The sequence below is a fragment of the Enterobacter cloacae complex sp. 385G4 genome (assembly GCF_057320665.1).
In genome coordinates, this window is the sequence record NZ_JBXWDD010000010.1 from 76563 (window position 1) to 101932 (window position 25370).

28 protein-coding genes are annotated in these 25370 nt (G+C 51.0%); 25 read left to right on the plus strand and 3 right to left on the minus strand.

Features of this window, described 5'->3' with window-relative positions:
- Window positions 1-3 precede the first annotated feature (3 nt).
- From AC2FAJ_RS20180 to AC2FAJ_RS20190, 3 genes are read left to right on the plus strand one after another with little or no spacing between them, the layout of a single operon-like run.
- Window positions 4-183 carry a hypothetical protein gene (locus AC2FAJ_RS20180; protein WP_004110036.1) on the plus strand — a complete coding sequence of 60 codons (180 nt, stop codon included), beginning with the start codon at window positions 4-6 and terminating at the stop codon, window positions 181-183.
- Window positions 180-515 (plus strand): hypothetical protein, encoded by a 336-nt coding sequence (locus AC2FAJ_RS20185; protein ID WP_199160248.1) that lies wholly within the window; start codon window positions 180-182, stop codon window positions 513-515. Before AC2FAJ_RS20180 ends, AC2FAJ_RS20185 begins: the two co-directional genes overlap by 4 nt.
- Window positions 515-727, plus strand: coding sequence for a hypothetical protein (locus AC2FAJ_RS20190; protein ID WP_199160247.1), 213 nt, complete (start codon window positions 515-517; stop codon window positions 725-727). The genes AC2FAJ_RS20185 and AC2FAJ_RS20190 overlap by 1 nt, the downstream gene beginning before the upstream one ends.
- A 568-nt stretch (window positions 728-1295) precedes the next feature.
- On the opposite strand, the gene repA is transcribed toward AC2FAJ_RS20190, so the two are convergent.
- Window positions 1296-2360 carry a replication protein RepA gene (gene repA / locus AC2FAJ_RS20195; protein WP_199160246.1) on the minus strand — a complete coding sequence of 355 codons (1065 nt, stop codon included), beginning with the start codon at window positions 2358-2360 and terminating at the stop codon, window positions 1296-1298.
- Between the two features lie 744 nt (window positions 2361-3104).
- Between repA and AC2FAJ_RS20200 the strand changes: the two genes are divergently transcribed.
- Window positions 3105-3749: a hypothetical protein gene (locus tag AC2FAJ_RS20200; protein WP_485454456.1), complete on the plus strand. Its 645-nt coding sequence runs from the start codon at window positions 3105-3107 to the stop codon at window positions 3747-3749.
- 114 nt (window positions 3750-3863) lie between these two features.
- A complete protein-coding gene (locus AC2FAJ_RS20205) occupies window positions 3864-4319 on the plus strand; it encodes a GNAT family N-acetyltransferase (protein WP_233154615.1) in 456 nt (151 codons plus the stop codon).
- Between the two features lie 31 nt (window positions 4320-4350).
- Here AC2FAJ_RS20205 and AC2FAJ_RS20210 read toward each other — a convergent pair whose 3' ends face one another.
- Complete coding sequence (locus AC2FAJ_RS20210; RefSeq protein WP_485454457.1) at window positions 4351-4854, minus strand: hypothetical protein; 504 nt, start codon at window positions 4852-4854, stop codon at window positions 4351-4353.
- A gap of 228 nt (window positions 4855-5082) precedes the next feature.
- On the opposite strand from AC2FAJ_RS20210, the gene AC2FAJ_RS20215 reads away from it, so the two are divergent.
- From AC2FAJ_RS20215 to AC2FAJ_RS20310, 20 genes are all read left to right on the plus strand, one after another.
- On the plus strand, window positions 5083-6168 hold the full coding sequence (locus tag AC2FAJ_RS20215; RefSeq protein ID WP_006812554.1) for a metallophosphoesterase family protein: 1086 nt from the start codon (window positions 5083-5085) through the stop codon (window positions 6166-6168).
- On the plus strand, window positions 6165-6401 hold the full coding sequence (locus AC2FAJ_RS20220; protein WP_000107766.1) for a hypothetical protein: 237 nt from the start codon (window positions 6165-6167) through the stop codon (window positions 6399-6401). Before AC2FAJ_RS20215 ends, AC2FAJ_RS20220 begins: the two co-directional genes overlap by 4 nt.
- Complete coding sequence (locus tag AC2FAJ_RS20225) at window positions 6398-8314, plus strand: AAA family ATPase (protein ID WP_396525387.1); 1917 nt, start codon at window positions 6398-6400, stop codon at window positions 8312-8314. The genes AC2FAJ_RS20220 and AC2FAJ_RS20225 overlap by 4 nt, the downstream gene beginning before the upstream one ends.
- Window positions 8304-9050 carry a hypothetical protein gene (locus AC2FAJ_RS20230; RefSeq protein WP_485454458.1) on the plus strand — a complete coding sequence of 249 codons (747 nt, stop codon included), beginning with the start codon at window positions 8304-8306 and terminating at the stop codon, window positions 9048-9050. Before AC2FAJ_RS20225 ends, AC2FAJ_RS20230 begins: the two co-directional genes overlap by 11 nt.
- 11 nt (window positions 9051-9061) lie before the next feature.
- Window positions 9062-9631 carry a RuvC family protein gene (locus AC2FAJ_RS20235; protein WP_004110012.1) on the plus strand — a complete coding sequence of 190 codons (570 nt, stop codon included), beginning with the start codon at window positions 9062-9064 and terminating at the stop codon, window positions 9629-9631.
- A gap of 77 nt (window positions 9632-9708) precedes the next feature.
- Window positions 9709-12024: a class 1a ribonucleoside-diphosphate reductase subunit alpha gene (nrdA, locus tag AC2FAJ_RS20240; RefSeq protein WP_485454459.1), complete on the plus strand. Its 2316-nt coding sequence runs from the start codon at window positions 9709-9711 to the stop codon at window positions 12022-12024.
- A gap of 107 nt (window positions 12025-12131) precedes the next feature.
- The gene (nrdB, locus tag AC2FAJ_RS20245; protein ID WP_485454460.1) at window positions 12132-13274 is read left to right on the plus strand and encodes a class Ia ribonucleoside-diphosphate reductase subunit beta; all 1143 of its coding nucleotides are present in this window, start codon (window positions 12132-12134) and stop codon (window positions 13272-13274) included.
- 82 nt (window positions 13275-13356) lie between these two features.
- Window positions 13357-14226, plus strand: coding sequence for a pyrophosphohydrolase domain-containing protein (locus AC2FAJ_RS20250; protein WP_485454461.1), 870 nt, complete (start codon window positions 13357-13359; stop codon window positions 14224-14226).
- A gap of 189 nt (window positions 14227-14415) precedes the next feature.
- Window positions 14416-15519, plus strand: coding sequence for a thymidylate synthase (locus AC2FAJ_RS20255; RefSeq protein WP_072105598.1), 1104 nt, complete (start codon window positions 14416-14418; stop codon window positions 15517-15519).
- A 19-nt stretch (window positions 15520-15538) separates the two neighbouring features.
- Window positions 15539-15934, plus strand: a complete 396-nt coding sequence (locus AC2FAJ_RS20260) for an HAD family hydrolase (RefSeq protein WP_160859100.1) — start codon at window positions 15539-15541, stop codon at window positions 15932-15934.
- Window positions 15931-16407, plus strand: coding sequence for a trimethoprim-resistant dihydrofolate reductase DfrA51 (gene dfrA51, locus AC2FAJ_RS20265; protein ID WP_000781812.1), 477 nt, complete (start codon window positions 15931-15933; stop codon window positions 16405-16407). Before AC2FAJ_RS20260 ends, dfrA51 begins: the two co-directional genes overlap by 4 nt.
- Window positions 16407-17051, plus strand: a complete 645-nt coding sequence (locus tag AC2FAJ_RS20270; protein ID WP_063946405.1) for an AAA family ATPase — start codon at window positions 16407-16409, stop codon at window positions 17049-17051. The genes dfrA51 and AC2FAJ_RS20270 overlap by 1 nt, the downstream gene beginning before the upstream one ends.
- Before the next feature lie 63 nt (window positions 17052-17114).
- Window positions 17115-17534, plus strand: a complete 420-nt coding sequence (locus AC2FAJ_RS20275) for a hypothetical protein (RefSeq protein WP_485454462.1) — start codon at window positions 17115-17117, stop codon at window positions 17532-17534.
- Window positions 17535-17543: 9 nt separating this feature from the next.
- A complete protein-coding gene (locus AC2FAJ_RS20280) occupies window positions 17544-18101 on the plus strand; it encodes a 3'-5' exonuclease (RefSeq protein WP_000208226.1) in 558 nt (185 codons plus the stop codon).
- A gap of 128 nt (window positions 18102-18229) precedes the next feature.
- Window positions 18230-19072 carry a hypothetical protein gene (locus tag AC2FAJ_RS20285; RefSeq protein WP_485454463.1) on the plus strand — a complete coding sequence of 281 codons (843 nt, stop codon included), beginning with the start codon at window positions 18230-18232 and terminating at the stop codon, window positions 19070-19072.
- 185 nt (window positions 19073-19257) lie between these two features.
- Complete coding sequence (locus AC2FAJ_RS20290; protein WP_004109976.1) at window positions 19258-19851, plus strand: phage N-6-adenine-methyltransferase; 594 nt, start codon at window positions 19258-19260, stop codon at window positions 19849-19851.
- A 202-nt stretch (window positions 19852-20053) separates the two neighbouring features.
- On the plus strand, window positions 20054-20284 hold the full coding sequence (locus AC2FAJ_RS20295) for a hypothetical protein (RefSeq protein WP_000262979.1): 231 nt from the start codon (window positions 20054-20056) through the stop codon (window positions 20282-20284).
- Between the two features lie 725 nt (window positions 20285-21009).
- Complete coding sequence (locus AC2FAJ_RS20300) at window positions 21010-21900, plus strand: LysR family transcriptional regulator (RefSeq protein ID WP_485454464.1); 891 nt, start codon at window positions 21010-21012, stop codon at window positions 21898-21900.
- Between the two features lie 192 nt (window positions 21901-22092).
- Complete coding sequence (locus tag AC2FAJ_RS20305; RefSeq protein WP_225759046.1) at window positions 22093-23151, plus strand: alpha/beta hydrolase; 1059 nt, start codon at window positions 22093-22095, stop codon at window positions 23149-23151.
- Between the two features lie 12 nt (window positions 23152-23163).
- Window positions 23164-24282, plus strand: coding sequence for an NADH-dependent flavin oxidoreductase (locus AC2FAJ_RS20310; RefSeq protein WP_485454465.1), 1119 nt, complete (start codon window positions 23164-23166; stop codon window positions 24280-24282).
- Window positions 24283-24522: 240 nt separating this feature from the next.
- Here the strand turns inward: AC2FAJ_RS20310 and AC2FAJ_RS20315 are convergent, their stop codons facing one another.
- Complete coding sequence (locus tag AC2FAJ_RS20315; protein WP_131352147.1) at window positions 24523-25125, minus strand: hypothetical protein; 603 nt, start codon at window positions 25123-25125, stop codon at window positions 24523-24525.
- Window positions 25126-25370: the final 245 nt, after the last annotated feature.

Below are 25370 nucleotides of genomic sequence, written 5' to 3' on the forward strand. Positions count from 1 at the left end.
ATCATGAAAACTGTATTAGACACTTTATTACTTATTGTCTCGATAGCTTTTGTGCTCGATTGCATCTTCACCGGAGCAATCCGTAAAGCGCTGGCGCCTGTTAATGGCGCGATGGTTAATGCGCTGGCCGTAGTGCTGGTATTCGACTCAGCATTCGGCGTTATCAAAGGAGTCGTGGCATGAAGAAAATAGCCCTGGCTCTGGCGCTGCTCTCCCTCCCTGTCTACGCGGACACGCACGTCTATGAGTGTGAGATGTCAGTGGCCGAAGTGAAAAACGACGTGATCCGCAATGTCGTCAAAGCCAGCTACGGCGCGATGGTTGTGGACAGCGGCGAACAGTTTTATGTTGTGCGCGATGATCGCGTCCTGTCTTCCCCCTATCTCACCAAACGTAACGGCAAACTGTCTGGCGTGGGTGAAGATAAGTTCGTTTACAACAAATCAGGTGATGTCTACGGCGTTCACGCGAAGAACGCCAGCTACCTTTTCGATGACTGCAAGGAGGTTCGTTGATGGCGGTTACACTGGCAGGTCTGGAAATCGAAAAAACAAGCGGCTACTGGCGTGCCAAAGGGTTTAAGCAACCCGGCGAGCTGGAGCGACTCGAACGTGAGGACGGCTTCATTGTCCACCAGCGTCGTGAATGGCGCATGTACGATCCGGAAACAGGTAAGCTCACGACGAAGGCCGGGACACTCTGGGGTCTGCTGAAGAAAATCCACTGATAACACTAACCACTGCGGTGAGTAGCCAGCTCACCGCGTGCGTATTCGGCTCATAACCACTGTAGTGAGTAGAACACCTACCGTGACATTCTGTATCCACTGTAGTGAGTAAAGCGGCGTTTATCAGCATCGCTATCCACTGTAGGTGGTAAACAGGCGTTCATTCGCAGCAAACAACCACTATAGAGAGTGATGGAATGCGTTCTCTAGCGGGTATCCACTATGGAGAGTAAACCTTCACTGTTTTCAGCGGATATCTACTCACTACAGTGGTTAGTAAATCCAGCCAACCGATTCTGCTCTCCACAATGGATAGCCAATAACGAAGGGAACAACGATAACCACTATAGAGAGTGGATTTAACAAGATACCCAGTGACCACTAACCTCGCAGCCCTTGTCTCATCTAGGTTTGTAACCACTAACATTTATTTTGTTATTTGAGCGCCACTGGCTACAGTGGTTACTCTTCGGTTGTTGTTACTCACTACAGTGGATAGCGGATTTCAGTTAAACAAAAGGCTCACTACAGTGGATAGTGAGCCTTTCTACTCTCTACAGTGGTTGGGCTATTTGCGAGCTTTTGCCTTGCGCAGCTCTTCGAGAATCGCCAGTTCTTCCTTGCTCAACATGACCATCTCGCCGTCTTTTTCTTCAGGAACAACATCGATGATGTCCTCCTGATCATCACCAGGCAAGCTATCTTTCTGCTCTTCTGGTTCTTCCGGCGCAGCTTTAGCTGGTGGCAATGCCGGGCGTAACTTCGGCCGCCTATAGTGGATGATGAAGTAGACTGAGCTGCCGCGCTTCACTTCGGTGTAATCGAGATAGCCGATCTCCCGCAGCTGCTCCATCGCTTTCCTGACCGTCGCGTTCTGGGTGATGGTGCGGCTGGTTAAGTTAAGTCTGGCGCGTAAGCGAGCCAACGAGATTGGTGCCGGGTCAGGTGGCAAACTTTCGATGAAGGTGTAGAGCGCCTGCGCGGATTCTTTTCTGGAGAGTTCGTTGATTGCCCGGAGTTGCAGAAGAACCTTTTTGTCGAACTGGTAGAGTTCGAAAATCTTAGGATCAGCCTGCAGCGAGACCGTGTCGTTCTTTGTGCTGTACTTTGCTGTCTGCACAAGGTGCGTCACGTAATACTCATCAGAGCTTTTACTGCGGAATGAGATAGTGTTTGTGGCAATACGAGTTAGAGAACTGTCCAGGCGCTTACGTAACTTAGCGGACGATCTGGCCGTTGGTATGCCACAGAGCCTGACGAACTCGACGAACGGTAACGTGACAGTGTCGCCAACAACCTTGTGCTTGGCGAACGCGTGGATGATGCCTACCCACGTTTTGAAGTCGTTATCCATATCCAGACGAACGCCGGAGATCCTTATGTCCTCGTACCCTTCGGCTTTGGCCAGAGACAGCTGTTTGAGTTCAGCAGAGGCGTCCATAGAGACCATTTGCCCCTTTCTGCCCCTGGCGGTCGATTTCAGCGTCGGAACGAAGAGACCAAGACGCATCAGAGCAACAGGCTGAACTGTGTTGTTGGTGTTAGGAACTAACGTAACAACTTCACCGGTCTTTTTGTCTGTTTCTGAGAATGCTTCAACGATCGCTATGTTTTTATTGCCGTTTTCGCTCATTCCAAGTGTCTCTTTTTATTCGACCGCTTTGGTGGCCTTTGCTGATTACAGTGGATAGTAGCACTCATCACAGCGGTTATCCTACCGCCTATAGTGGTTTTTCTACTCTCTACAGTGGTTGGTTTGCTCTTCATAGTGGCTGATCTACTCTCTATAGTGGATAGTGATCACCTCTAAGGCCATGTGGCACAACGGTTTGCAGGGTGCGGGGATCTTTTTGGGTCTTTGTGGGTCTCTTTGGTTCCCTTTGGGATCTGAATTACTGGATCGGGCCTGTGTATAAAAATCAGGTAATTGCAAAACCAGCCATCACTCCCCTTCTGGGGATAATGTGTGGTCGAAACAAACACGCCTGAACGCAAAACTTCCAACATCTCTATGAATATCAGCCACCTGACGTAGAAACACAGGCACTGAGTTATCCAGTTAAGACAATGTCTCCTGCTCACTACAGTGGATACCGACCACTCTCCAGAGAGGTTGTTTTGCTCTTCATAGCGGTTATTATGCTATCTACAGAGGTTACTTTCCTCCCCATAGTGGATAGTAACCCCCTCCCAGGCCAGTAACCGCAACGGCTGGAGACGATCGGGGATCTCTTTTGATCTTCTGTAGGATCTCTCTGGGGATCTAATTATTGGATCGGTCCTGTGAATAATGGGTATAAGTAAAACAGGCATTTGCAAACATCGGTGCGCCTTGTCAGTTATCGTTGCCCCGGACATAACTATTTGAATAAGAATTATGGATCTCAAACGCACGCGCTGGGTTCGCCGTCTTGAAGATGGCTCCTACACCATTGAATCGAACACTAGCCTGAACAAACAGAAGTTGCTCTGCGACCTGTGCGGCATTGCGTCGAAGTGCCCGATTAATGAAACCCGGCTCAAACTCCACGACGCCGGTGCGCACTTCCATCTGAACAGCTGCATACGTTACGTGCCACTGCTGGCATTTCGTAAACCGATCATCGGATTAGACGCTCCCTACTTCAACACACTCCGCTCTGGTGTAACATGGCGAGACCGGGTCGAACCTGGCAAGCTCGTTTGTCTGGTTGAGGCTGATACTGGAAATATCATCCGGTTCGGGAGAGTCGAAAAGGTCTACTCCGGCCCGGTGGATGAGATGCTGCGGAAACACAGCCGGTTTAACCATCTCTGCATGGGTGGAGAGAAGATCGAGAAGGTTGGCGAAGTGATCCGCAAATCCTACGGACACTTCCTGAACGACGACAGCCTTCTCACGGCCATCTACATTCGCCATGTCGATCGGGAGTTCGATACGGAGTATCACAGTGCTGAAGAGTTGAATCTTGTCGACCCTCGCCCAAAAGCTGGGGTAATCGACATCAGCGTAGCGCGTCAGAAGCCCCCTGAGACGTTTTAAACGTAAACTCATGGTTTTACCGGGGCATAAAATATGGTGTCTTAGAAAGACACTGAGAGCTTTAGGGATTAATACATGAGTGAATTTTATTCAAGGGCAGCAACTGTGGCAGACATGCCATTTATCATGGGTGAGTTCGAAGACGGCGCACGCAAGGGTCACTTCTACGAAGAGATCCTCACATCAAAGGGGGGTAAAACCTTTGAGAAGCAGACCAGGCTGGCCATCCAGACGAACGAGCAGGGCCAATACTCTGGCCATTATATCTACATCCTGCTGCGCCGTTCTGATGACAAAAAAGCAGGGCTAATCTGGTTCTGTGCCGCACTCGATCCAACCGGTACGCCACGACTTGAACTCCGTGCCGCCAGTATCGTCAAAGAGCTGCGCGGGAAAGGCTATGGGTCAATGCTGGTGTCCGACATGATCGATTCAAACCCGAGCCAGCCGATGATGGCGAAGTGCTACGTCAAATCCTCGCAAATGGCCGACATGTTAAAACGCAGAGGTTTTCACCTTTTCGACACGTCACCCAAAGGCACGCAGATGCTGTTTCGCGATCCAAAGTAAAAAGCACCCCATACGAGGTGCTCCTGAAGAATTAATCGCAAGTTGTTTTGCCAGTGCCGTCTGGGTATACGATGGATTCGCACGACTTGCCGTTCAAGAAGCTGTAGCTGCGAATAGTGCCGTCAGGATCGCGTTCTGTGTAGGACTCCAGCTTCTTCGGATCAGCGTTCTTACGGCGCACTTCTTTCAGCTCATATTGGGCCTTGTACATCTCCTTGTAGGCTTCCTCTATGCGCTTCATCTTGATCTCCTTTGCCTCTTTGCTACCGAGATAAGCGGCCATTTCAAGATCACAGTTGAAACGGATTTTTGGGAATGAAGGCGCGTATTTACCCATGACTTTGGTTAAATCATTGTCGTTGGAGACATAATAGGCATGGCTTCCACACAATTTGTCGGCTCTGTCTTGGGCAATAGCTACGCTTGAAGTGGAATAAATATCAACGTACCCGCCAGCTAACTTTTCATCTTGAGGCGGCTTTGGCACGCATCCGATCAGAGCAACGGCCATCGTCCCTATAATTACGCGTTTCACCGTCCGTTCTCCTTTTTCGTTTAGTTGTCATCAATGAGTGACTGCGATTATAGAGTGGCTTGTAACATTTAGAAATCTATGCCGCTTCATAAAATAGGTATTCACTTACTTATATAATTTGTCATAATCGTGTGCCTGTAGATTTTCTTCTGTGCCGTGTTGTCTGGGTTGCTCGCCTCTCAAACACGCTTAACATCTGTATCAAAATAACCACAAAGGAAAAGACACATGACATTGCCATACGGGGTGATATCAGATCCCCATTATCATCGTTGGGATGCTTTTGCGACAACAAACGCTGACGGGCTGAACTCTCGACTGGAGATCCAACTGGACGCCACGAAAGAAGCAGCCAAAGCCATGAAAGCTGCGGGCTGTAAGTACATGCTGGTGGCTGGTGATACTTTCCATGTTCGTGGTGCTATATCACCTTCCGTCCTGCATTTCGTGACTGAAACTTACGAGTGGATCATCAAAGAGTTGGGCCTCGAAGTGGTAATGCTGGCCGGCAACCACGACCTCGAAACCAACGATTCCGTATACAGCGCCAATGCAGCGGCCTCTCTGCGCTCAATCGGTGTGGAAATCGTCTGCGGCAAACGTCCTCACTCCATCAAAATGGGCGACGTTACCGTCCATCTGATTAGCTGGCGCAATAACCACGCAGAGCTTATCAGCGACCTCAAAACACTGCGTTCCGGGCTGGATGGCGACAACCACGATGTTGTTGTGCATACCTCAATCAACAAAGCGATCCCCACCATGCCTGATGTCGGCATCGACGCACAGGAACTGAAAGATATCGGCTTCCGTTTGTTGCTGTCCGGACACTACCACAACCACAAAGAAGTGCTGCCTGGAGTGGTGAGCATCGGGGCGCTGACGCACCAGAATTGGGGCGATGTTGGCTCGCTGGCTGGCTTCATGATCGTCAACCCTGACGGCACATTCACCCACCACGAAACCTCCGCACCCAAGTTCGTCAACCTTGAGGACGATGTGGAAGACGACCAAATTCGCGGTAACTACGTGCGCTTCCGTGCCGTTGTGGAGAGCGATGAAGAGGGCATCAAAATCCAGAACGTCCTGAAAACAATGGGCGCGAAGGGTGTCGTCTGCAACTTCATCCGCAAGGCATCGATGATGGAAGGCACTGCCAGTACTGCGGAGACCAGCAAAATAGACAGCCTGGGCGAGTCCGTCGCGGCGTACTGCAAGATCGTTCACGACACTGACGGCGGCTTCGACCTGAGCAAGCTGGACATGCTGTGTCAGGAGATCCTGACCGAAGCGGAGAGTGCGGAGGCAATGTGAGTACGAGCCATTCTGGGAGCTTTCGGGACTTCATCTCCACGATGAAAAGACTTGAACGAGGCCAGACGGTGATGTTCCACAAGCCCTACCCACCCAACGGAAACCCTGTGGCGTTTTATCTGGGAAGACTGAGCAAACAAGGCGTACTGAAACGCCGATCTTTCCCAGCCCACACGGAGTTTCAACTGCGAAAAGGCCAGCATTTGAATCAAAAAGTTAGAGGCATTGTATGAAATTTCTAAAGCTCCAGGTTGAGAACTTCATGGCGTTAGCCAGCGCCGAAGTTGAGTTAGACCAACGCGGTCTGGTGCTCATTCAGGGTGTTAACAGTGGCGACTCTTCCGCTGCCAGCAATGGCGCGGGCAAATCGACTTTGATGAACAGCCTGATGTGGTGTCTGTATGGCGAAACTGCGCATGGTGTCAAAGGTGACGACGTGCTCTCTACAGGCCACGAGAAAAACTGTCGCGTGATGGTGACTGTTGAGGATGAAGGAAAGCGTTACGCCATCATTCGCCACCGCAAACACAAAGAGTTCAAGAACCGGCTGATCGTCCGTGGCGAAGACGGTGATATGACCAAAGGCAAAGACACACTGACGCAGGAGTTCGTTGAACGCCTGATTGGTGCATCGAAAGAGGTGTTCATGGCGTCCATCTACGCCAGTCAGGAAGCAATGCCTGATCTGCCGGGTATGTCCGACAAGAACCTCAAAACCATCGTTGAAGAAGCCGCTGGCGTCGACCGGTTAACGCGAGCCTATGCCATTGCTCGCGAGCGTGCTAATGCAGCTGCCGCACGCATGGATGTTACCAAATCCAAAATGGACGCCTGTCTCACGCTTATCGAGACCGCGCAGTCAGAGATTGAGGCGGCCAAAGCGTCCTCTGATAGTTGGGAGCGCGATCGCGGCGAACGTCTGGACAAGGCCCGCGTCGATTTGGCTGGCGCGGAGGTAACGCTGTCCGAAGTCGTGATGGAAATTCGCTCGCTGCCGGAACAGATCCGGGATACGGAAAACGCGATTGCTGGCGAACGCAGCAAGCTGGCCTCCAAAGAAGAGCATGACGCCAAACTGCTGAAGGTGCGCGGTGCGATTACGGAGATCCGCTCAAGCATCCGCACTTCAGAAGCGGCACAGAACGAGTCCATGAACCGTGCTCGCTCGTTTAAAAGCAAAGCAGAAGAGGTCAACACAAAGGTCGGAGCACCTTGTGTTACGTGCGGAAAGCCCTACTGCGAAGAAGATTTGTCCACCGTGAAGGAGAGTTTCATTGAACAAGCGCGTAATGAGATCGGCCAGGCGCAGGCATCAGCAGCGGCAGTGGCTCAACACAAAGCTCGTCTTGAGAAAGCGCTCGGCATCGAGTCTGCACTGGTCGCAGCCACACCCGACGTCTCAGAAATCATCGCCAGAATCGAACGCCTGACCAATGAGCTAAGTGCGCTGCGTCATCGCGAACGTGAAGTTGTGGCCGTCGAAGCGATGGTGGCGCGGGCGCGTACTGACGTGAATCGCATCATGGCAGAGGTAAACCCATTTCTGGCTGTCATTAAGCGCCATGAAGACAACCTGGCTGCCAATAAATCTAATCATGCAGTACTTAAAAAAGAGTTAAAAAGCATTCAGGAACAGGCTCTGTTGCTGGAGAAAGCTCGCCAGGTTTACTCCCCAGCTGGCGTGCGTTCACACATCCTGACTTCTGTTACGCCTTTCCTGAACATCAGGACTGCGGAGTATCTCAACACGCTGTCGGACGGCAATATCGTTGCCGAATGGTCGACAATGGAGACAACGAAGAAAGGCGAGTATCGCGACAAATTCAATATCAGCGTAACCAAAACAGGCTCCAGCAAATCCTTCCAGACGTTGTCTGGTGGCGAGAAGCGTAAGGTACGCATTGCGTGCTCTCTTGCTTTGCAGGATCTGGTTGCCAGTCGCGCCAGTAAGAATATCGAGCTGTTTATCGGGGATGAAATTGACGACGCGCTCGACACTGCCGGTCTGGAGCGTCTCATGGGGATTCTGGAAGCCAAAGCGCGTGAACGCGGCACAGTGATGATCATTTCCCACAAAGAGATGAAATCGTGGTTCCGGGAAACCATCACAGTCGAAGTCAAAGAGGGTCGCAGCTATGTCGTTTAACTTGAGCCGAACGCAGTTTTTGCAGATGTTTGCCGTGATGCAGTCTATAAAGCTGATAAACCACCATACGGCAAAAGCAGCTGCGCCTGCACTTTTGTGGAAAAACGAAAACATCAATGACGACCAGTTCTCGGTATTAACCAGTCTGTTGTCATCGACTCCGTTGATGCCGAGTTTGTCTATGCTGCCGTCAGGAAGCACTGCGCTGATCCTTATTAATCCATTTACGGAAGGTGGATATCTCCCACATTCTGGGCCGGGGTTCGTTGTGATTGCTGAAACCGGAACGCTGAACATCCAAGAAAATGCGCTCTTCAATGCGATGGAGACGCACATCAGCACCGCATTCACTAATCTGATTCGACACGCTAACGCACGCGCGGATCACGTTGCAATGCCGGGTGCTGCTTTCGCCAGCTTATCTGTTGACTATGACCGGCACGCGCCAATTTCAAAGCGGGCGAAACTCTGCTTTTACGAGGAGGGATGTGAAGTAGCGATTATTGAAGTACTTCTCCCCCATGTATTCAGCGCGAATGAAACGGCTGCACGCCATCTGATCGACATCATGCGGCATTTCATCGGCCAGAGCATGATCGATGCGGACATTGCTGCAGGCGTTCTAACCAATGATAGCATTCACGTTGTTAGCGACATTCCGAAGCCGCCAACTCGCGAGCCGGAAAAGACACTTGAACAGAAACTAATGGAATGCCCAACCTGGGCTACGTGGTAAGGAGACCAAAAATGAGTAAAACCATTCGTGTGGTCGGCGTCGACCCTTCAATGAGCAACTTTGGCCTGGCGATTGGCACGCTGGATCTGGAAACGGATAAGCTGGACATTCATGGCCTGACATTGGTGGAAACCAAAGCTGGCGGCAACAAGAAGACGGTTCGCGTAAACAGCGACGATCTGCGCCGCGCTAATGAAATCTGGCGTACCGCCAAGCCCATAATCGAGCAGGCTCATATGGTGTTTTGCGAATTGCCGGTTGGTAGCCAATCGAGTCGCTCTCAGACCTCATACGGCATCTGTATTGGCGTACTGGCGTGCGTGGATAAGCCACTGATACAGGTCACGCCAAACGAGATTAAGCACTATGTCGGGAATAAGCTGACCACGTCGAAGGAAGAGATCATTCAGTGGGCTACGCAGAAGCAGCCAAACGCCCCGTGGTTGCGCCGTAAGCAATCTGGTAAGGAAGTGCTGGTGAATAAAAACGAGCACCTTGCGGACGCTGTCGCGTCGATTTACACCGGTATGCAAACAGATCAATTCCGTCAGGTTCGCGATGTTCTTGCAGGAATTTTATAAGTCGGTAATTGATAGGTAAGTACTTATCTATTAACATGAGGCCACTATATTTAGTGGTCTTTTTTATTGGGTGATACATGATAAGCATCGTAAAACGTAACGGTTCCACTGAGCCGTTGTCAGAGGAAAAATACAACCGCGTTGTGATGTGGGGAGTCGAAAACATTCGCAACGTTAGCGCGTCTGCTGTCGCTATGGGCGCTGCTGCCAGCATTTTCGACGGAATGACCACCTGCCAGCTGCATGAGGCGCTGGTAAAGTCCGCTGCCGATCTGATCTCTCCGGAAACCCCGAACTACTCGCAGGTTGCCGCGCGACTGAGCCTGTTCAAGATCCGCAAGGACGCCTTCGGGCAGTATGACTACCCGAATTTCTACAATCACATCGTCAGCAACGTCAGCCGTGGCGTTTACGATGAAGACCTTCTCAAGTACTACTCTCAGGAAGAAATTGCCGAGCTGGGCGTGTACATCAAGCCTAAGCGCGACGAATACTTCGGCTATGCCGCAACCGTGCAGCTGGCGAGCAAGTATCTCGTTCAAAACCGAGTAACTGGCGCTATCTACGAAGGGCCACAGCAACTCTACATGCTGGTCGGCATGTGCCTGTTCCAGAATTGGGAAGATGGCTGCGCCGGTAAGACGCGTCTGGAGATGGTCAAAGGCTTCTACGATGTGACCAGTACATTCAAGCTGTCTCTGCCAACGCCAATTATGGCCGGCGTGCGCACCCCTACTCGCCAGTTCTCTAGCTGCGTGCTGATTGAAGCAGCTGATAGTCTGAAAGGGATTAGCGCTGCGTCTTCCGCAATCATCGACTACGTGTCACGTCGCGCGGGCATTGGTATTGGCTTTGGGCGTCTGCGTGCGCTGGGCAGTGAGATCCGCAATGGCGAGGCCACCCACACTGGCGTTATTCCATTCCTGAAACACTTCCAGACAGCTGTGAAATCCTGCTCTCAGGGCGGTGTTCGCGGCGGCGCTGCTACAGCGTTCTATCCGATCTGGCATCTGGAAGTTGAAAGTCTGCTGGTGCTGAAAAACAACCGTGGCATTGAAGAGAACCGCGTTCGTCATCTCGACTATGGTGTGATGATCAACCGTCTGATGTATCGCCGCCTGGTGCGCAACGAAAACATTACGCTGTTCAGCCCACACGAGGTGCCGGGCCTGTACGACGCGTTCTTTGTTGATCAGGACAAGTTCGAAGAGCTGTACCTGAAGTACGAAGCCGACGAGAGCATCCGTAAGAAATCTATCCCGGCCGTCGACCTGTTCTCTACGCTGATGCAGGAGCGTGCCTCTACTGGTCGTGTTTACATTGCCAACGTCGACCACATGAACGATCACGGCGCATTCGTTCCGGAAATTGCACCGGTACACCAGTCCAATCTCTGCATGGAGATCACGCTACCGACCAAGCCACTGGCGTTCACTGACGATCCAAACGGGGAAATCGCGCTTTGCACTCTGTCTGCGTTCAACCTGGGCGCGATCCGCACGCTGGACTCACTGAAAGACGTGGCGTTTTACGCTGTGGCGGCACTGGACTCTCTGCTCGACTATCAGGACTACCCGATGGCTGCTGCAGAAATCCCGGCTAAAGCTCGTCGTAGTCTGGGTATTGGCGTGACCAACTTTGCTTACTATCTGGCGAAGAACGGCTTTAACTACTCTGACGCTGCGGGCAACCAGCTGGTTCATGAGACCTTCGAAGCCATTCAGTACTACCTGCTCGATGCGAGCTGCCGACTGGCCGAAGCGAAAGGTGCATGTGACTGGTTCTCCCACACCAAATATGCACAGGGCCAGCTGCCAGTCGACCACTATCGCAAAACGCTGGATACCAACCCGGAGACCTCTTTCGAGCTGAAAATGCCGTGGGAAGAGCTGCGTGGCCGTATCCGTGAGCATGGTCTGCGTAACTCCACTCTGACCGCCCAAATGCCGTGCGAGACGTCCAGTCAGATCACCAACTCCACCAATGGTATTGAGCCGCCCCGCGGCCCGGTGTCCGTGAAGTCTTCCAAAGACGGCATCGTGAAGATGGTCGTTCCGGACTTCGCGCAACTGAAAGACCAGTACGAGTACCTGTGGGATATGCCGGACAACCGCGGCTATCTGACTAAGGTGGCCATCATTCAGAAGTTCTTCGATCAGGCCATCTCTGCGAACACCAACTACGACCCGACTCGCTTCCCTGGCGACAAGGTTCCAATGATGAAGCTGCTGGAAGACCTGCTGTTTGCGTATCAGCAAGGTGTGAAGACGCTTTATTACCACAACACGCGTGATGGCGCTGGTAAGCGTGATGACGACGATCAGGTGTCCGAACCTTCCGCTGCGGAGGTTGTTGAGCCAGAAGATGAGTGCGATGGCGCGTGCAAAATCTGATGAGCGTGGGGAGAAACCCCCACCTTTTCATTGAGTTGAGTACCTTATTTAAACCAATAAGATAACAATTTGTTTAAAGCCACTCGATAACATTCAGAGGGAAACACATGACTTATTCTACTTTCCGTTTGGGCGCTAACGACGCAACGAAGGAACCTATGTTCCTCGGCCAGTCTGTCAACGTAGCACGCTACGATCAGCAAAAGTACCGTGACTTCGAAAAGCTGATTGAGAAACAACTCTCGTTCTTCTGGCGCCCTGAAGAAGTCGACATTACCACTGACCGCATCGACTTCAATACCAAGCTGCAAGAGCACGAACGCCATATTTTTCTGAGCAACCTGCGTTACCAGACGCTGTTGGATTCCGTTCAGGGTCGCAGTCCAAACGCAACACTGCTGCCGCTGATCTCCATTCCTGAGCTGGAGACATGGGTTGAGACCTGGTCGTTCTCTGAGACGATTCACAGCCGCAGCTATACCCACATTATCCGCGGTATGGTGGATGACCCGAGCATCGTTTTCGACGGCATCGTCACGGACGAAGAGATCATCAGCCGGGCTGTAAGCATCTCAAGCGAATATGACAGGCTGTACGAAATGACCTGCGCTCGCCAGCATCTTGGCGAAGACGAATTTGAACGGCTGTATGTCAGCGAGTTTGATGGCAAGCCCTACCCTCTCCAGCGCCAGCTGTTCCGAACACTGGTGTCGGTGAATGCACTGGAGGCGATTCGCTTCTACGTGAGTTTTGCGTGTACGTTCGCCTTTGGTGAGCGGAAGCTGCTGGAGGGCAACACGAAGATCATGCGCTTTATCGCGCGTGACGAGGCTTTGCATTGCGAAGGTACTGAACGCATGATCCGCTTTATGCGTACCGGTCGTGAAGGTCTGTTGTGGAAGATGATTGCCGCAGAAGAAGAGAGCTTCATCTATCAGACCATGATGGACGTGGCCGGGCAGGAAATGCGCTGGGCTGACTATCTGTTTAAAGACGGCTCAATGATTGGCTTGAATGCCGACATCCTCAAAAGCTATGTGAAATACCGCACCAACCTGGCAATGCGTCGTCTTGGGCTGCGACCGCTGTTCCCGGAAATCAAAGACGATCCACTGGTATGGATGAACAAATGGCTGCTGTCAGACACCCTGCAGATCGCTCCGCAGGAAGCTGAACAAAGCAACTACCTCGTTGGCCAGATTGACTCCGCTGTCGATCGCTCCGGCCTGAGCCAGTTCGCAGACCTTTAAGCCGAGTTTAACCACTTTGTGGCCTGGCGCTGCTGGGTCACAATTGACGTATCAAATGAAGTCCAAAGGAAAGAAAGAAGACATGAAATTTACGAAACTGACCGATCATCTGAAACTTGCCGCAGACAAACTCGTGGGATTTAAGCCAGAGCCTTACGAGTTGAATCTCGGTTTTGGCAAGGCAACGGAAAGCATCTACCTGATGGTTGACCAGTTCCACACACTGTTTCAGCACCCACGCCGTGCCATTCCAGATCCGGCACTACTGCGTCTGCGTGCCAAGCTGATCCACGAAGAAGCTGTTACCGAGGGCATCCCGGCAGCTAAAAACGGGGACATGACGGCGCTGCTGGATGCGATGGCTGACTTCCTTTACGTGGGCGTCGGCACAATGGTGGCCATCAAAGGCGGAATCTCTACGGGCATGAGCTACTACACCCAAGAGCAGAGTGTTGATCGCTTCATCCACACCATCATGGTTCCGGGCAACACGGTCTTTGACGATATGGCCATCCCGTTTGAAGAAGCAAAAGAAGCTGCATTAATGCTGAATGCGCTGGCTGACAAACTCGAAGCGAAGCCGATAAGCGATTCCGAATTGGTGCAGGAGCTGCGCCGCGTGATGAACAAAATCTACGTTGCCTGCATGATGACCTACCGCCTAGCTGATTTTCTCGGTATCGATATTGTTGAGCTGGTGGCAGAAATCCATCGTTCCAACATGACCAAGCTGTGGCCGGCTGACGCCGAAGAGCGTCGTGTGGCGGTAGAGAATTGCAAATACGACAAGGAAGATCTGGGCTTCCGCCACGCTGAAGGGACTGACATGATGATTGGCTTCAGAGTTTCTGATGGCAAGATCCTCAAATCCCCAACCTACAGCGATGTGGATCTGACTCGCTTTGTTGAGAAGGCGAAAGCCTCATTTCTTTACGAGATGGTAAAAAAATAATTGTAAGTATATACTTATAATTATATATTGCCTGGGCGTGTTTTATTGTCCAAGTTCTTAATTGCTCATTGCAATGGTGGCCTAAGAGCCACCATTTTTTTTACTCCCCTCCTAGCCTTACACACTTCTGACAGATAAACTTGTATAAATAATATGTATGTACTTACTTATCCTTGTGTGAGGTTGATTTTGTCTATCCTACTGAATCGAGACTTTACGAACGGTCAGTTTGCCAGTGGTTCGTATGCCAAAGTGGTTGAAACGGTGCTCAACACTGGCGTTCACGCGGGTGATCGCACCGGAACCGGCACAAAAAGCGTTTCATATGTCCCTTCCTACTACATGCTGACGGGCGGCTCTGTTCCACTTATCTCCGGAAAAGCCGTCAACCTGAAGCCGTTACTGGTTGAGCTGGAGTGGTATCTCAAAGGAACGGGCAACATCCAGTTCCTGAAAGACAATGGCGTCAAAATCTGGGATGCCTGGGCTGATGAAAATGGCGATTTAGGCCCGGTCTATGGCAAACAATGGCGTCGGTGGGAAGATACCCGCATCGTGAGCCATAGCGAGTATTTGAGCAAAATCGACACGTTCCGTGAGCGCGGGTACAAGGTCGAGGGGTATCTGGGCGTAAGTGAAGATCGCGTTGTGTTGTCCCGTGAAATCGACCAGCTACAGCGTATCGTTCACACGCTTCGCACCAACCCGACAGATCGTCGCATCCTGCTGAATGCCTGGAATGTTGGCGAACTGGAAGATATGAAGCTGCCGCCATGCCATTTCGTGTTTTCACAGTGGAGTCGCGAGCTGGACTTTGAGACTCGACTGACGATGGCCACCGACATTGGCATCCAGCACAACCGCCACGGCCACGAATCCATTTACACCCAGATGCTGTGTCTTCTGGAAAGAGATGGCGGCATTACTGAGAACATGCTGGACGAGCTGGGCATCCCGAAACGCATTCTGAACTCATGTCTGGTGCAGCGCAGCGTCGATACCTTTGTTGGTATGCCGTTCAACATCGCCGGTTACGGCATTCTCACCCACTTCCTCGCGAAGATCACCGGCCACATGGCTGGCGCATTCGTGCATTTTGGCTTTGACGTTCATCTCTACGACAACCACATGGAAGGCGTTGAGGAGCTGATGAAGCGCGAGCCGCCCAAAGAGTCCGACCCGGTTGTCATTTTTCCGCATGAATGGGCCGAACTGGACGACTTCAAATGGGAAGGTGTGCAGGTGTGCGGCTACAGCCCTCTTCCGTGGATCAAGGTTCCAGTGGCGGTGTGATATGGCCAGAGGGATGTATGTGTTGTGTGAAATTGAAGGTGTGCTGGCGAGAGCCAGCCATCGCAAAGCAGTGTCTGATGCGGATGCAGGCGCTCTCATTGCCGGTGATGAACTCATCTTTCCCACCAGCCGCATGTTGCGTGGTTTTGCTCGCTCCGGTGCTGAAGTGGTGCTTATCAGTAGTCGTCCGGAAGCGCTCGAAGGCCCAACCAAACGCTGGCTGAAGGACTTCGGCATTGATTATGACTGGCTCCACCTGGTTCCGCGCGGTGTCAGTTTTGAAACCCATATCAAGCGCACGCTGGCAGAGCACAAAGGCGACTTACTTATCGCCGCACTGGTTCATGATCCGCGTCTGCGTTCTGCGCTGGCAGATTCTCACCAGCGACCAACCATCTATGAGGTAAGCCAATGAAGATGATTGCAGCTGTCGGCCGCAACTATGAAATCGGTATTGGCAACGAACTTCCCTGGCGTTGCCCGACCGATCTGAAACTGTTCAAACAACTCACCAAAAACGCCACTGTCGTGATGGGACGCAAGACGATGGAAAGTCTCAAGCGCCCGCTGCCAGAGCGCCATAACCTCGTTTTGACGCGCTCTCGTGGGTATATCCCCAATGGTTTCTACCCCGCTGGCATCGATGACGTTTTGAGACTGCCAGATCCGGTCTGGGTGATTGGTGGCGGGCAGATTTACTCGCTCTTTATGCCACACGTAGAAGAGATCTGGCTGTCGCATATTGGCGTGGATGTGCCGGGCGCGGATGCGTTCTTCCCGGCGCCAATGATGCGTTCTTTAGGGTTCGTACCAGTCGAAACGGCTTATACCCAACGTGCAAATGAGGATGAGCCTGGCTTTTTGCAGATCGTATACAGAAGGTCGTAATGGATTACCGGATTGGAATCACTGGCGCACAGGGCAGTGGAAAAACAACCCTGGCAAGGTACATCGATGCGCATTATGGCATTCCGTATGTGGATGCCGGCGTTGGCAAGCTGATGAGCTGTCTGGGGGTGAAGGTTGGCGAGCGTTTGCCCCTTTACGAACGTCTTCAGGTTCAGATGGAGATTGCCAGACACATCGAGATGATCACCCGCGGCGTTGAAGGTTTTGTTATCGACCGCACGCCAGCCGATGTCATGGCTTATACGCTTGACCTGGTCGGCCAGACCAACGAAGACCGCTGCATCGAGCTGGCTCTCGACATTGAGCAGTTTTGCCACAAAGCGGCCATTTCCAACTTCAATGCTATCGCGGGTCTTCGCCCGGGCGTTGAGCTTTCCAGCAAAGATCTCGCGCGTCCCCAGCGAGGATCGCTTGACCGTCTCTATGTTGCTCGCATCGATGCACTTATGTGCGGTGAGCTGACGAAAATCAACACGCTTCCCCAAACCGGCGATCTGCAGGTGTTCGTTATTTCTGAAAAGTGCCGCACAGTTGAAGCGCGAGCCAGATCGGTATTGCGAGTGCTGGACAGAGCCGCTGAAAACATCGAGCGCCGTATAACAGGACGAGTGACCTTCCACTGAATGTTGCTCCCCTGTTGGGCAGTGTGACAATAAGACACGCGAAATGAATCGAGGAAAAACAGAATGATAGACGAACTTCCCCTCTCGGATGAATTAGATCGTAAAGCGATTGAAGCACTGATCCGCATTGCTGACGAACAATCCCGCTCTTTGATGAGTGAACGTGAAGCACGTCTGGCTATCCGCGCAGTGTTTGAGTCCGTTCAAGGGCTTGTTGGGGAAGAGGTTGGCGAAGCCATCAATGTGGCGATGTCGCAGTTCAATGGCGGCACCAAGCGCCCTCTGTTTCCTATGCACCTCAAACTCTCAGGCGGTACGGTTCTGTACGTGTCCGTTTGCCCGGAGACCAACCAAATCCAGATCCTCAACACATCAACGGGCGAATGGCGCGAGCCGGTCGTCTGCGAAAGTGGCGAGGACGCACTGAAAAAGGCTGCTCAGTTTGTGCGTGGCGCACTGCTGAAAGGCGCGAAGAAGCTGTAAGGAGTACGAATGACCACGATTGTCGGTGGCGTCGATATTGAGTCCACAGGGCTGGACTTCACATCCGGCCACAAAATTATCGAAATCGCGATAACCCGTTATGAACTGGAAACCCAGAAGCACATCGACAGCCTTGAGATGCGCTTCAACCCGCGTCGCAGTATCGATCCGAAGGCGCAGGCAGTGCATGGCATTTCACTGGAAGATCTGGCGACGGAACCGCTACTGGCTGACCACGCAGGCAAGATTGCTGCGTACATGGGCGCATGTAGCGCGTTAGTCGCCCATAACGGAGAGGCTTTTGACCTTCCGTTCATTCGCCACGAGTTCGGTAGCTATGGGGTGAAACTGCCAGATATCCCTCTGGTTGACTCCATGCTGGATGGCTTGTGGGCTACCGAGGATGGGAAGCGCCCACGCCTGGAAGAGCTGGCGTTCTCACTTGGGTTCACTTACGACCGTGAGAAGGCCCACAGCGCTCTCTACGATACTGACCTGATGATGCAGTGTTTCTTCAAAGCCCGAGAGAAATACGGCTTCTTCAAACTCCCATTCGAAAGCGCCTGATGGCGCTTTTTCTTTGCCTTCAGTTCTTCTAACTGCCTGTAATTATGACTTTTCCGCCTGATAGGTTTTGCCAGAATACGCTCAACCAAAACGCGGAAACGCACCAACGAAAATATAAGGAGTTAAAAATGAGCGCAGTTACAAACACTGTTAAAAACGATGACCTGGACGAACTGACTGCAATGTTGAAATCTATCGATGAACCAGTGCAGAAAGCTGCGAAAATGAGCGGTGTCGACGAGATCGACGATCTTCTCTCTGGTCTGGATGATGCAATCGCAAAACCAGTAGAGGCGGTGGCGGATGAAGTCATGAATGCCAGCTCTACCGGCGATCTGAGTAGCGTTCTGGAAGAGCTTGAGATTGAGCACGAATCGGTGAAGGTCGAGGAACCAGAGCGTGACCTTGTTGCGGAGATAGTGAACGAGCCAGCGCCTGAACTTGACGCTCGAAGTACTGAGACTACCGGTACAGATCCAACCTCTTTACCTTCAGTGGCGTCAGAGCCTAAACCTGAAGAAGAGCAGCCAAAACGCCAGAAGGCAAAATCAGAGCGTACCCCGGCCAAACCTCGCTTCACGCTGGAAGGTAAGGACGAATCGTTCTATGCGACAGCCGGTCTGGAAAGTGAGAGCTTTACTGCCGCATTCGAAGGGGCGCCAGTCAAAGCGAAAGACAAGATCTTAAACCTTTTGAACTGGTTTAGTGGTGGGCCGGAAATCAGCGTCTACACGGTAATCGCAATGCGCCATATCCTTGACGCGAACACGGCGACCAGCAATAGCATTAAACTGGCGCTAATGAGCAACCCGGAGAAACCATATCCGCTCAACACCGCTTCGACTCAGGCTGGCCAGATGATGGCTGTGTTTCCAGCTACTGGCATTGCCACCAGGGAAGGTGGAAATCTAACCCTTAATAAAGAGTCGCCGATCGTCAAAAAATTCATAGCGGAGTATTCCATTGGATGATGTTCCCCTACCCGATATAAAGCCCCCTGAGAGCTTTAGGACGCTGGGTAAGCTAATTGCATACCCAGCATCGATAAAACGCGCCAGAGAGCTTCCCGTTTGCGAATCTGGCGCGTTCTTCTTTGTTTGCTATCCGTTGGATTAAATGAAAAAATAGGTAAGTATTTATCTATCAGAGCAAAGTAATGATCGCAGCCGAAAAAATCAAAAAGCGAGAGCGTGATGCCTCTCTTCGCGACCTTTGGCGCACACCGCAGTGGTTGTTTGTCGCCATCCAACGTTACATAGGCGTAAAGTTCGATGTGGACGTCGCCTGCAACAAAGATAATGCTCTCCTGCCGAACTTTATCGGTGTTGAGCGTGATGCGCTCAAGTGCAGCTGGGGAGAACCTGGCACTGTGGCGTTCCTTAACCCGCCCTACTCCAAAATCACCCCCTGGATAGACGCAGCCATTCGCGAGCAGGCGCGTGGAGTGACGACAGTCATGCTGATACCACAATCCCTCGATACGCAGTGGTACGAGCGTGCGGCTGAATGCGCCAACGAAACCGTCATCTTGTCTGGCGGCCGCGTGGCGTTCGTTGAGCCGGATGTTGAACTTGGGCTGGTGGAGGTGAACATCAACCCTGGTGGTAGCATGTTGCTTATCTTCCGTGGCTACTGTCAGGAAGCTGGGCACACCATCAGCAAGATACCGCTGGCGGTGATGAAAAAGCTGGGTGGTTATGATCCTGCCAATGTTGTCAGGAAGAAGAGACCACGTAAAAAGGCAGCGTAAACACCAGTCTGGGAGTTAGTTTGAGAACCTGCTTCCGTATATATAAATAACTAAGTACTAATTATTAATATATACAGACGCAGGCTTTTTAAGACGTGATTTCCAAACAACTCCCAGACCGTTTTACACCTCCAGAACCCACTGGAACCCCTCTCCAGACGCTCTAGAATCGATTTTATGAACCACAGTAAGGAAAACTATCATGGTATACCCGACGAACGTCGTAGCGCTCGTTGAGAGCGATTTTCTGGCCAAAGTGCGCGACATGATGAAAGATCGCGATAAGGCTTTCAGTCTCTACGAATGGTCGCTCAAGTGTCTTCATTCAGGCGAGCACAAAGAGCTGGTGGAGCAGCTGTTAGGGGAACTCATCAATGAGGTGTTTGCCCTGAACGTCCAACTTCATGGTCGAGAAAATAATCAATCGAAATAATCGGTAAGTACTTACCATTTAAAACGCAGATCGCCAGTGATAAAATCTACCCGCTTTCCGGATTGATTCCGGCAGCTCGACCTGATGGGTGGGGGATAGCGTCACTGGCGTCAGGTTTAAAAAGCTCACTACCAGCGTAGAACCGGCACCGTTTAGGGGTTGGGGAAGGGGGAACCAAAGTGAGCAGAGAGAAGGGTCACTTTATGATTGTCGAGTCTGGAGTATTTCGAGAGGTTGAATCCAGTGCTCCCCTTCATAAAGTGTGGGAAGATCTCGGTTCTGGGGTGCTGTCATCCATAACTTCCCAAGCCTAAGCTGGCAGTAGACTTAGGTCATAACTTTTCAGGTTATGTAACGACCAGGTTGGTGAGGAAATTTTGTACTCACCTCCCTGGGAGAGTATTACCTGAAAAGACAACCTCTCACTTCGTTCGAGGTGAACTTCACTCACTTCGTTCGTTCAGTTCAGGTTTTATTAAAACCTGTTCTGGGAAGTAAGTTTTTATTTTCTAGAAAATTTTTAATATTTACATGCACGCGTGCGAGGGAAAAAATCGCCCATTGTAATGTCTTCAATGTGCCAAAAGCGGAAGTTGAGCATTAGTGAGTGCTAATGGATATTTGTCATGGATGAGGAACGTCGGATCGTTACCAATAGACAAACCTCCACCCCAGGAATTATTTTATAAGAAAGAAATATTAATCCAAAAGGACCTGGTCAATTAATGCGCCGTAAAAATGTGAACGATTATCAAGCTTTTATCGCCGTGGCCCGAGAAAAAAGCTTCACTAAAGCGGCCGCTCAGTTAGGTGTCTCACAGTCGGCGCTGAGCTACACGGTGAGGACTCTAGAAGCTGACCTTGGTCTTCGTCTTCTTACCCGTACCACGCGTAGCGTTTCTGTGACTGAAGCTGGCGAGCGGCTACTTTCCCGTATAGGACCCCATTTTGACGAAATTGAAAGTGAGATAGCTGCGCTGAGCGGACTACGAGAAAAACCAGCCGGTACTGTGCGCATTACTGCCGTTGAACACGCCGCCGATACAATTCTCTGGCCTAAACTTGCCCCGGTGATGCTTGAGTATCCCGATATCAACATTGAAATTATCAGCGAGTACGAACTCAAAGATATTGTCGCTGAGCGTTTTGATGCCGGAGTTCGTTTGGGCGAACAGGTTGATATGGATATGATTTCCCTGCCCCTTGCCAGGGACTTCCGTTTTGCGGTGGTCGGAGCGCCCTCTTATTTCATGGGGAAGACCTACCCGGGAACGCCTCGTGATTTAAACGACCATAACTGTATCAGATTACGCCTGCCCACTCATGGCGGATTTTATACCTGGGAGTTTCGCAAGGATGAGACTGAAATTAAGGTCCGTATCGATGGACGAGCGACTTTCAGCACAATAAATATGATGAGGCAGGCCGCCCTTGATGGACTGGGACTTGCTTATCTGCCGCTGGATACCGTGGAGAATTATCTTGAAAACGGGATGTTAGTCCAGGTGCTGACAGACTGGTGCCCACCGCGTCCCCCCTATCATCTTTACTACCCCAGCCGTCTACAGCATTCTCCGGCATTTGCACTTGTGCTCGAAGCACTCCGCGCCCCATAACCTTTAAGCGCTGTTTGTCCTGGTCCATATGGAACTCAGTTTCTTATAACCCTATTAATAAAACCTCCTTCTAAGCCCATGCGAAATTAAGCATCTAATTTCTCAATACTAAAGAGATTAAGATGACGGCTGAAACTATCTGTGTTCTTTCAGCGGCCAGGGCCGTCATCGTGTAAATGAAGGAGTCTTGCAATGAGTAAAAAAGCAGGCGGGTTAAGCCGCCGAAATTTTATCCTGACGAGTTCAGTGGCTTCAGCAGGATTATTGATGGCGGGTCATGCTTCAGCCCTGCTCTCACCAACACCTCGTACATCTGGCACCACGACACACGTAGATGGCGTCACAGTCAGCAGTGTCCTGTTCCGGAACAATGAAATAATGATGTCCGGAAACGTATATGTACCCCCGGACTTCAGCGAAAACCGTCAATACGCTGCTATTGTCGTTGTCCACCCTGGTGGTGGCGTTAAGGAACAGACTGCGGGACTTTATGCCCTCAAACTGGCTAAAGACGGATTTGTCACCCTGGCGTTTGATGCCTCTCATCAGGGGGCAAGTGGCGGATTACCACGCTTTATTGATGATCCCATGAAGCGAGTCGTCGATTTCTATAGCGCAGTCGATTACCTGACCACTCTTCCTTATGTCGATAATAATCGTATCGGCGCATTAGGCGTTTGTGCAGGCAGTGGTATCACGGTTAAAGCGTCGATGACGGAACGTCGAATCAAAGCGCTGGCAACAGTCAGTGCTGTGGATGTCGGAGCCGCAACCCGTAAGGGTTGGGAGGGAACAACATCAGAATCTGAACTCATTCCAACTCTGGATGCGGTTGCAAAACAGCGCACAGTCGAAGCAGCAGGCGGCGCACCGGTTTATGTCAACTATGTGCCTAAATTGGGTGATGCCAGTGCTCCAAAAGATCTTCAGGAAGCTGCGGACTACTATCTGACCGAACGCGGAAAATATCCGACTTCTACCAATCAAATGCTGATGACAAGTATCAGTACGCTGGCGTCTTTCACCGGATTTGAAGGGGCTGATGTCTATTTAACACAACCACTACTGATTGTAGCCGGTAGTAAAGCAGGATCGCTCTGGCACAGCCAGGAATTACACAACACTGCGGCCTCTGTCCAAAAAACGCTGCATATCATTCCGGGTGCAACACATATGGACCTCTATGATGGTCAGGGTGCAACGGTTGCAGCGAGTAAGCTGGCTCCTTTCTTCAAGAAAAATCTCGCATAGGTATGACTTTCCATGAAACAAACTCCACTACTTGAAAGATTTCCACTTGGAAAAGGTGTGACGCTGCGCAACCGTATTGTGATGGCCCCGATGACGACCTGGTCGGGTAATGATGACGGCACGGTATCTTATGAGGAAGAAGCATATTATCGTCGACGCGTTCAGGACATCGGGCTGGTCATTACTGGCTGTACACATGTTCAGGAAAACGGCATTGGGTTTACGGGAGAGTTTGCTGCGTATGACGACAAATTTATTCCCGGTTTAAAGCGCCTTGCTATTGCTGCTAAAAGCGGTGGAGCACCGGCAATCTTACAAATATTCCATGCAGGTGTGAAAACCAGCCCTGAACTGGTTTCGGATATTGTAGCCGCAAGCGCTATTCCCGGTGACGCCGGTCCTTTCGCACCGTCCGTTACCCCTCGTGAACTGACATGCACTGAAGTCGAAACTGTTATTCACGATTTCGGGGAAGCAACTCGTCGTGCAATAGAAGCAGGATTTGATGGTGTTGAGTTACATGGTGCTCATGGTTTTTTACTTCAGAACTTTTTCTCACCTCATTCCAACCGTAGAGAAGATCAATGGGGCGGCTCCCTTAAAAACCGTATGCGTTTCCCGCTCAGCGTCATTGAGAGTGTGCGTAAAACGATTGCTGAGCATGCAACCGATCCCTTCCTGATGGGATACCGCATTTCACTGGATGAGCATTACGAAGATGGGTTGCGCATTGATGAGTCGCTTCAGCTGGTTGACCGCCTGGTCGATGAGGGTATTGATTATCTTCATGTATCACTCGGTAATGCACTTGAAGCCAGACCCGTTGATGCACCGAATGGCCCCAAAATCATAGAAATCGTGCGCGATCACCTTGCTGGACGTATACCTCTGATTGTTGCCGGGCAGTTGCGAACGCCAGAGCAGGCCGAGGATGCTGTAAAAGCAGGGGTATCTTTGACGGCAGTAGGTCAGGGTATGGTGATGAACCCAGACTGGGTTAAATTCGTTGATGGCAAAGCTGAAGGAAAAATTGCTCTCAGTATTGCTGCATCAGACGTAGAGCAACTTGCTATACCCCAGAAACTCTGGCGTGTAATTGAGGAAACGACTGGCTGGTTTAACATCCGTTAAATACGGCCTGGCCGTAATATGACAATTAGAATCAACTTGCCTTCATAACCTGGAAAGTTCTTACATGGCCGGATTTCGGGATTAACTGGGTGACGGCCATGTAAATTTTATCTTATTCCTTTAAATCCTCTTCACACTAAAGGAACATTATTTCAGGCATAACATCCGCTTTTCGCTCACAGCGGACCTTCAGCCCACTAAGCCCGACCGCGTCGAGTAATATGCGGACAGACTGTAGTGCTAACTGCATTGTAGCTGTGAGATTTCACCATCGATGGCTTCTATAACCTGTTTATAGCGCAGCATGACCTCTTCATGAATCATCATTAATCCGCGGCCGTACTCTGTGGCTAGGATTGTGTATCTTTTTAGGTGTGCAAGATGCTCTTTGTTGCCAGTAATGTCACTTGCAACCTGCGTGGAGTCCAGCCGTTCGATAAGTGCATTATTACCGCGATAGGAATCAATTAGGCTTCTTGCGCTTGTATAAAAAGCCACAATTTTTGAGAGTGTTTCTCTATGAACTTCAGGTAGGGATGCCGAATTGGCTTCATAGAACGTGAAGTAGTTTTGAGTAATGGGGAAAATGTTATCGAACGGTGAGTTCCGGTCGTATTTTTCGATTTCCTCTGCCATTCTGGCCTGATACAGTTTAATCAGTGAGTCTATTTCCTCTCTGACACCCAATAGCGTTGTGATACGCTTCTCTCTGGCCGCTGTTGCCTGCTGTTTTGCCTGCTGTTTCACTTGAGCTGTCACTCCTTTCATCGTGAAACACCCGCCTAAAAGAGCCGCTAAAAATGCGGAGATGAGATCTGAATATTCGTGCCAGAAGGCTAGCATGGCTAAAATTCCATTGGGTTAAATCATGTCTATTTAACCACATCATGATACGAAGATACCTTCCAAAATGTTGCCATGAACTCATCTGTTGTCGCCTGGGGTATTAGCACTGTGCTCTCTCGTTATCCAGGGCTTGGTCCAATCCTCTCTCATGGCAGATCTATTGAACGGCCAGCAATGATCGCCGCCTACTTCGCAGCTGATATGCCTCACAAGCGTGACATTGGATTTTTGCCACAAAATGA

What these genes read in the sequence shown, in the direction of transcription:
- AC2FAJ_RS20180 (WP_004110036.1), top strand. Translation starts at nt 4, where the DNA reads ATGAAAACTGTATTAGACACTTTATTACTTATTGTCTCGATAGCTTTT.
- AC2FAJ_RS20185 (WP_199160248.1), top strand. Translation starts at nt 180, where the DNA reads ATGAAGAAAATAGCCCTGGCTCTGGCGCTGCTCTCCCTCCCTGTCTAC.
- AC2FAJ_RS20190 (WP_199160247.1), top strand. Translation starts at nt 515, where the DNA reads ATGGCGGTTACACTGGCAGGTCTGGAAATCGAAAAAACAAGCGGCTAC.
- repA (WP_199160246.1), bottom strand. Translation starts at nt 2,360, where the DNA reads ATGAGCGAAAACGGCAATAAAAACATAGCGATCGTTGAAGCATTCTCA.
- AC2FAJ_RS20200 (WP_485454456.1), top strand. Translation starts at nt 3,105, where the DNA reads ATGGATCTCAAACGCACGCGCTGGGTTCGCCGTCTTGAAGATGGCTCC.
- AC2FAJ_RS20205 (WP_233154615.1), top strand. Translation starts at nt 3,864, where the DNA reads ATGCCATTTATCATGGGTGAGTTCGAAGACGGCGCACGCAAGGGTCAC.
- AC2FAJ_RS20215 (WP_006812554.1), top strand. Translation starts at nt 5,083, where the DNA reads ATGACATTGCCATACGGGGTGATATCAGATCCCCATTATCATCGTTGG.
- AC2FAJ_RS20225 (WP_396525387.1), top strand. Translation starts at nt 6,398, where the DNA reads ATGAAATTTCTAAAGCTCCAGGTTGAGAACTTCATGGCGTTAGCCAGC.
- AC2FAJ_RS20230 (WP_485454458.1), top strand. Translation starts at nt 8,304, where the DNA reads ATGTCGTTTAACTTGAGCCGAACGCAGTTTTTGCAGATGTTTGCCGTG.
- AC2FAJ_RS20235 (WP_004110012.1), top strand. Translation starts at nt 9,062, where the DNA reads ATGAGTAAAACCATTCGTGTGGTCGGCGTCGACCCTTCAATGAGCAAC.
- nrdA (WP_485454459.1), top strand. Translation starts at nt 9,709, where the DNA reads ATGATAAGCATCGTAAAACGTAACGGTTCCACTGAGCCGTTGTCAGAG.
- nrdB (WP_485454460.1), top strand. Translation starts at nt 12,132, where the DNA reads ATGACTTATTCTACTTTCCGTTTGGGCGCTAACGACGCAACGAAGGAA.
- AC2FAJ_RS20250 (WP_485454461.1), top strand. Translation starts at nt 13,357, where the DNA reads ATGAAATTTACGAAACTGACCGATCATCTGAAACTTGCCGCAGACAAA.
- dfrA51 (WP_000781812.1), top strand. Translation starts at nt 15,931, where the DNA reads ATGAAGATGATTGCAGCTGTCGGCCGCAACTATGAAATCGGTATTGGC.
- AC2FAJ_RS20270 (WP_063946405.1), top strand. Translation starts at nt 16,407, where the DNA reads ATGGATTACCGGATTGGAATCACTGGCGCACAGGGCAGTGGAAAAACA.
- AC2FAJ_RS20275 (WP_485454462.1), top strand. Translation starts at nt 17,115, where the DNA reads ATGATAGACGAACTTCCCCTCTCGGATGAATTAGATCGTAAAGCGATT.
- AC2FAJ_RS20280 (WP_000208226.1), top strand. Translation starts at nt 17,544, where the DNA reads ATGACCACGATTGTCGGTGGCGTCGATATTGAGTCCACAGGGCTGGAC.
- AC2FAJ_RS20285 (WP_485454463.1), top strand. Translation starts at nt 18,230, where the DNA reads ATGAGCGCAGTTACAAACACTGTTAAAAACGATGACCTGGACGAACTG.
- AC2FAJ_RS20290 (WP_004109976.1), top strand. Translation starts at nt 19,258, where the DNA reads ATGATCGCAGCCGAAAAAATCAAAAAGCGAGAGCGTGATGCCTCTCTT.
- AC2FAJ_RS20295 (WP_000262979.1), top strand. Translation starts at nt 20,054, where the DNA reads ATGGTATACCCGACGAACGTCGTAGCGCTCGTTGAGAGCGATTTTCTG.
- AC2FAJ_RS20300 (WP_485454464.1), top strand. Translation starts at nt 21,010, where the DNA reads ATGCGCCGTAAAAATGTGAACGATTATCAAGCTTTTATCGCCGTGGCC.
- AC2FAJ_RS20305 (WP_225759046.1), top strand. Translation starts at nt 22,093, where the DNA reads ATGAGTAAAAAAGCAGGCGGGTTAAGCCGCCGAAATTTTATCCTGACG.
- AC2FAJ_RS20310 (WP_485454465.1), top strand. Translation starts at nt 23,164, where the DNA reads ATGAAACAAACTCCACTACTTGAAAGATTTCCACTTGGAAAAGGTGTG.
- AC2FAJ_RS20315 (WP_131352147.1), bottom strand. Translation starts at nt 25,125, where the DNA reads ATGCTAGCCTTCTGGCACGAATATTCAGATCTCATCTCCGCATTTTTA.